The sequence below is a fragment of the Micromonospora sp. NPDC050200 genome, from assembly GCF_040656135.1.
Classification (GTDB): domain Bacteria; phylum Actinomycetota; class Actinomycetes; order Mycobacteriales; family Micromonosporaceae; genus Micromonospora.
Genome location: NZ_JBFALG010000145.1, coordinates 1 through 4,517, shown reverse-complemented (window position 1 = coordinate 4,517; position 4,517 = coordinate 1). Strand labels below are relative to the sequence as shown.

Annotated in this window: 6 protein-coding genes; 4 read left to right on the top strand and 2 right to left on the bottom strand. The window is 68.6% G+C overall.

All coding sequences use genetic code 11. The annotated features are described in order from the left end of the window. The 4 genes from AB0I41_RS34880 to AB0I41_RS34865 all read left to right on the top strand — a co-directional run. Positions 1-97 (top strand): hypothetical protein (locus AB0I41_RS34880; protein WP_357115648.1); only part of this gene is annotated, 97 nt, incomplete at its 5' end. Between the two features lie 401 nt (positions 98-498). Further along, on the top strand, positions 499-1,023 hold the full coding sequence (locus AB0I41_RS34875; RefSeq protein WP_357115645.1) for an IS607 family transposase: 525 nt from the start codon (positions 499-501) through the stop codon (positions 1,021-1,023). 50 nt (positions 1,024-1,073) lie between these two features. Continuing rightward, the gene (locus tag AB0I41_RS34870; protein ID WP_357115642.1) at positions 1,074-1,259 is read left to right on the top strand and encodes a hypothetical protein; all 186 of its coding nucleotides are present in this window, start codon (positions 1,074-1,076) and stop codon (positions 1,257-1,259) included. Between the two features lie 72 nt (positions 1,260-1,331). Next, the gene (locus AB0I41_RS34865) at positions 1,332-1,991 is read left to right on the top strand and encodes a hypothetical protein (protein ID WP_357115639.1); all 660 of its coding nucleotides are present in this window, start codon (positions 1,332-1,334) and stop codon (positions 1,989-1,991) included. Positions 1,992-2,017: 26 nt separating this feature from the next. Here AB0I41_RS34865 and AB0I41_RS34860 read toward each other — a convergent pair whose 3' ends face one another. Further along, positions 2,018-3,163 carry a prenyltransferase gene (locus AB0I41_RS34860; protein WP_357115637.1) on the bottom strand — a complete coding sequence of 382 codons (1,146 nt, stop codon included), beginning with the start codon at positions 3,161-3,163 and terminating at the stop codon, positions 2,018-2,020. Between the two features lie 216 nt (positions 3,164-3,379). Continuing rightward, positions 3,380-4,396 (bottom strand): ScyD/ScyE family protein, encoded by a 1,017-nt coding sequence (locus AB0I41_RS34855; RefSeq protein ID WP_357115634.1) that lies wholly within the window; start codon positions 4,394-4,396, stop codon positions 3,380-3,382. Positions 4,397-4,517: the final 121 nt, after the last annotated feature.

Sequence of the window (4,517 nt, the reverse complement as noted above, 5' to 3'; positions counted from 1 at the left end):
CCTGCTACGCCCCGACGGCCACGTCGCCTGGATCGGCGACGATCAGCAGGACCTGGACGACCACCTCTCCCGCTGGTTCGGCAAGCCCGCCAACTGATTTCGCCTGAGCAACCGAAAATGAATGCGAACACGCCTGTCTCGGGTCGAGATCATGGCGGGGACTGGTTCGTATGGTCATCCCGCATATACGTGGCGAGACGGCGAGCAGATCCGCGGCGCTGTCGGCCAGGAGCTGGGAGTGGTCGGCGTTCTCGTCGGACATCCACCGCCCGCTGGCATGGCGGAAAATGGCCATGCCAGCGTCGGTAGCCGGTCGTGCTGTCCGGGTCTCGACCAGGGACCCGGCGAGCGCTGAGCGCCCACGATCCTCGATGAGAGCGCCGATCCCGGCACTGGATCACATTCACTGAGACATATGAGGACGTGCTCCTTCTCATCGAATCTGATCCACCGCAGCTCAGCGCCACCCAGCACGGATCAGATTGGGTGAGAGCTCACATGGGTGTTCACCCCGCGACGCTTCGTCTTTGGGCTGACTCGGGGAAGATTCCGGTGACGTGGGTCGGTCGTGAGCGCCGGTTCTCCTCGATTGATGTCGAGGCGATGAAGGTCTCCACGGGCGGTGGGCGCCTTCGCTTGGAGGGCCTGTACGTGCGTGTCTCCGGCTCCAGTGGGCAGGAATCCTCGTTGGAGGCCCAGGAGCAGGAGCTGCGGGCCACGTCCACCGGCGAGGTCGTCAAAGTTTTCCGTGACCGGGCGTCGGGCCTGCGGGAGGACCGGCCCGGCCTCGACCGGCTGTTGCGGGCCGTCGCCGATGGAAGTGTCACGGTGGTGCGGGTGACGCATGAGGACCGGCTTGCACGGTTCGGTGTCGGTTGGCTGAAACAGTTGCTCGCCGTGCACGGTGCCACCCTCGAGGTGCTGCACCCGAAGAAGCTCGGCGGACGGGAGGAGTTGCTGGAGGACTTCGTTTCGTTGATCACCATGTTCGCCGGGCGTCTGTACGGGATGCGATCGGCGTAGAACCGGCGTCGCCTGCTGGCCGAGTCCGGGCAGTGCCAGGCCGGTGGCCAGTGAGCCGGAAGCTGCCGCTCGCCGAAGACGAGACCTCCCGTACCGCGTGTGCCCGCATCCTTGTGCGTGCGGGTGTGGATGAGAAGACCGGCGAGGTCCTGTCCCAGGCCGTGCTTGCCGAACGTATCGGCTGGTGTGTCGACCTGGTGGCGGGCATGGTGGGCGCCCTGATTGGCGAGCACTGAAACACCGCAGATGTGGAGGTGTTGGCCTCCGGGCAGGACGCGGGCGGCCGGAAACTACCGTCGAACGCGTGGATGGCGCTGCGGCGCCTCGGCTGGACCGCCACCACGCCCGAGGGCGTGAAGGTCAACGACCGGATCGTGCGCATGGCCCAGGAGCAGGCCGGGCGTGCTCTGCGCTCGGCGAAGTGGCGTGCCGACCTGACCGCCGGGGTCCTATCGACGTGGCCGGCCGAGAAACCTGCGGGCTGGCAGGCAGACCGCGACCACGGCGCCTGGCGCCGCATCGCCGCCCGCGGCCTGACCCATCAGGCCAAGACCGTCACCGACCGCACCAACAGCGCCATGATGATCCGCTCGGTCGTGGACACCCTCGAAGCCACAGCCGTCGTCACCCCACCCACCGAAACCAGCCGCCGCAAGGACCGGTCGAAAACCAGCCCCACCCGGCCCCACACCTCACGCCCCGCGCCCAGGCGACGCAGGGCACCCTCCCCCACCCGGCCCCACAGCCAGGCGGGCAAGCGTCCGGAGAGACACGCACCAACGGACCGGACCCGACTGCCCCGCGCAGCCCACCGGCACCAGGACGTGAACACGATCAACACACCCACCACCGGCCACCAGCCACGAGGAGCCGCCCTGGGCGCGGGATTCCACCTCCGCGCCCACGCAACCCCACCACGATGGGAAACGATCCCGGAAGCCCAATCCGACTCAGGATCGATAAGCTGATCAGAGACGCTCCGGCCCGACCTCCACTATCCGCTGCCGGACGATCCCGGTGCCGCCGATGCTGCTCGTGGGGGGTCGCGGTCGACCCTGGTGGGCGCGCGGTGCGCCAACCACAGTCGGTGGGCGAACAGAACGCCGTAGGCGGTGAGGACCGCGCCGAGCACGGCCAGTGCGCCCGGGTTGGCGGACTGTCGCGCCGCATCCAGGATCACGCCCAGCATTGCTGCCGCGACGATCAGCGACACGTGGTTCGATGCCCAGAACACCACGGGCGTCATGCGCCTGGGTTCGAGATCACGCATCGCGCCGCCGCGGAGCTGCCTGACGAGCCATGCCGACAGCGGCGCGGTAGCGGCCATCGCGGCCCAGACCAGCCACGGTACCCAGCCGAGCACGGCGAAGGCGGTAAGCATCGCGTACGCGACCGGCTGCGCGCCGACGATCAGGTTCACCGCCGGCTGGTAGCCGATGATGACCGGCAGTGTGCGCTTGCCGACGGTCGCGTCCGATCGGCGGTCACCCAGATTCATCACCATCATCCGTGCCACCTGCAGCAGCGCGGTGGGTGCCAGCACAGCCACCAGCAGCATAGGTACGGTGCCCGCCTGGAGCATTGCCGCGACGGCGGGCCACAGGCCGTTGAGGATCGCGGCGACGGTCATCTCTCCCGCGCCTCGATAGTTGAGCTTCAATGGTGGCGCGGTGTAGAACCAGGCCAACACAACGGCCGCGGTGGCGAGCAGTCGTGCCTGCCAGGACGGCATGGCGGCCATCATCAGCATCGACGCGCTCAACAGGACGAACCCGGCGCCGAGCGACACCACGGGTGCCACCAACCCGTCCACCAATGCTCGGCTGCCACCGGTCCACGGGGTGAAGTAGACGTTCGCGCGGTCGGCGTCAAGATCGAAGTACTCATTGCAGTAGTGCGTCATCACATGGACCGTCCACGCGAACAGTTGTGCGACGGCGTACCACGTGAGATCGAGCGGGTGGCCTTGGTGTACCGACACCGCCACGGCGAGACCCACCGGCAGGAGGTTGTAGAGCAGGAAGCGTAGTCGGGCGAGTCGGAGGAAACCCCTCCAGCGAGCCCGGTCACGCTCGATGGTCGGGCCCGTGACGGCATGGCGAGTTCGCGGAATCAGGCGGGGTTCCAGCATCGCGGCCATCGGCAAACGCCTCCCAGTAGTCGGACCGTGACCGCAAACTACGTGTCGGCCGGAGGAGCGGACACCGTGTGTCGGGAATCCAACGCCATCCCGTCAATCAGCCGCGACCGCTCCACAACGACGTCGATCTGGCCGCGACCTCACCCATTGTCGATCTCGAAACGCCACCCCGACGATTACCCGGCGTCAGTACTACGGCCGGTTTGGACACAGGCCCTAGTCGCGCGCTCGCAGCCGCAGCACCTCGCCCTGGCCAACCAGGGTGCCCTTGTTCGAGATGTAGATCGTGCCGTCGTGGGCGACCGCCACGCCCGTGGGCGTGACGAGACCCGCCCGGGCGAGTTCGCTGCGCGAGCCGTCACGTTCCACCCTGATCAATGCACCAGTCGGGTCGCCGCCGAGCAGGCCCTTGGCTGAGATCTCGAGGACAAGCAGCCTGCCCTTGTGGTCAAAAGCGATGTCGGCGATGTTCGTGAAGCCCTCGGCAAAGACGGTGGGCGTCTGGCCAGGCACGACGCGCCACACCTTCGCCCCGCCGACGGGGAACGGGAATCCGGTCAGCTGGCCGACGTAAAGGGCCCCGCCGGAACCCGTCGTCACCGTGGTCGGCACGAACTGCATCGGGATGTCCGGTCCGCCGAACGGGTTCGGAGTCGGCGTCGTCGGGAAGACGGCGAGCGTGGAGATGCGACCCCGGCGGTCGAGACGCAGCAGGTCGTTGCCGCCCGCGTCGGTCACCACGGCACCATCGCCGTACGGCAGGAGGCCGTACGGATTGCTGTCCGGCCCCGTGCCGGGCTGGTCCTGGTCCGGGTTGTGTGCCGCCTCGTACCCGGCCAGGTCGGCGAAGGCGCTGGTGCCCGAAGGCCCGACCCGCACGGTCTGACCGATGAGCGCCCCGGCGGGACCCAGCTGGGCGCGGCGCTCCGGGTCCGTGCCCAGGCCGATGGTGACGAGCGGGCCGGCCTTGGTCAGTGCGATGTCGTGCGGTCCGAGGACCTCGGACTGGTTCGCGGTGCCCAGCGACGGAAGTCCGGTCACGACGCGCTCCTGGTGGCGCTCCCCCCAGACCGCCGTGACCGCGCCCGTGCCGCCGAGACAGAACGTCTGGGCCTGCCCGCCGATGATGCATGGTCCCTGGCCGCCTCTGCCGGCCTCGGCGACCAGCACCACTCCCCCGGGCGTCACCGCGAGCCCCCTGGGATTGTCGAGCCCGGTGGCGACCACCATCATGCGGTCGGCGCCGGCCGTCCCTGTTGCCGCCGTCGCCGCGCTGGGTGCCGAGGAGACGACGAGTCCGGCGACGGCGATGACAGCGCCGGTAGACCGGAGCTTGAGCCTGACCATTCGATCT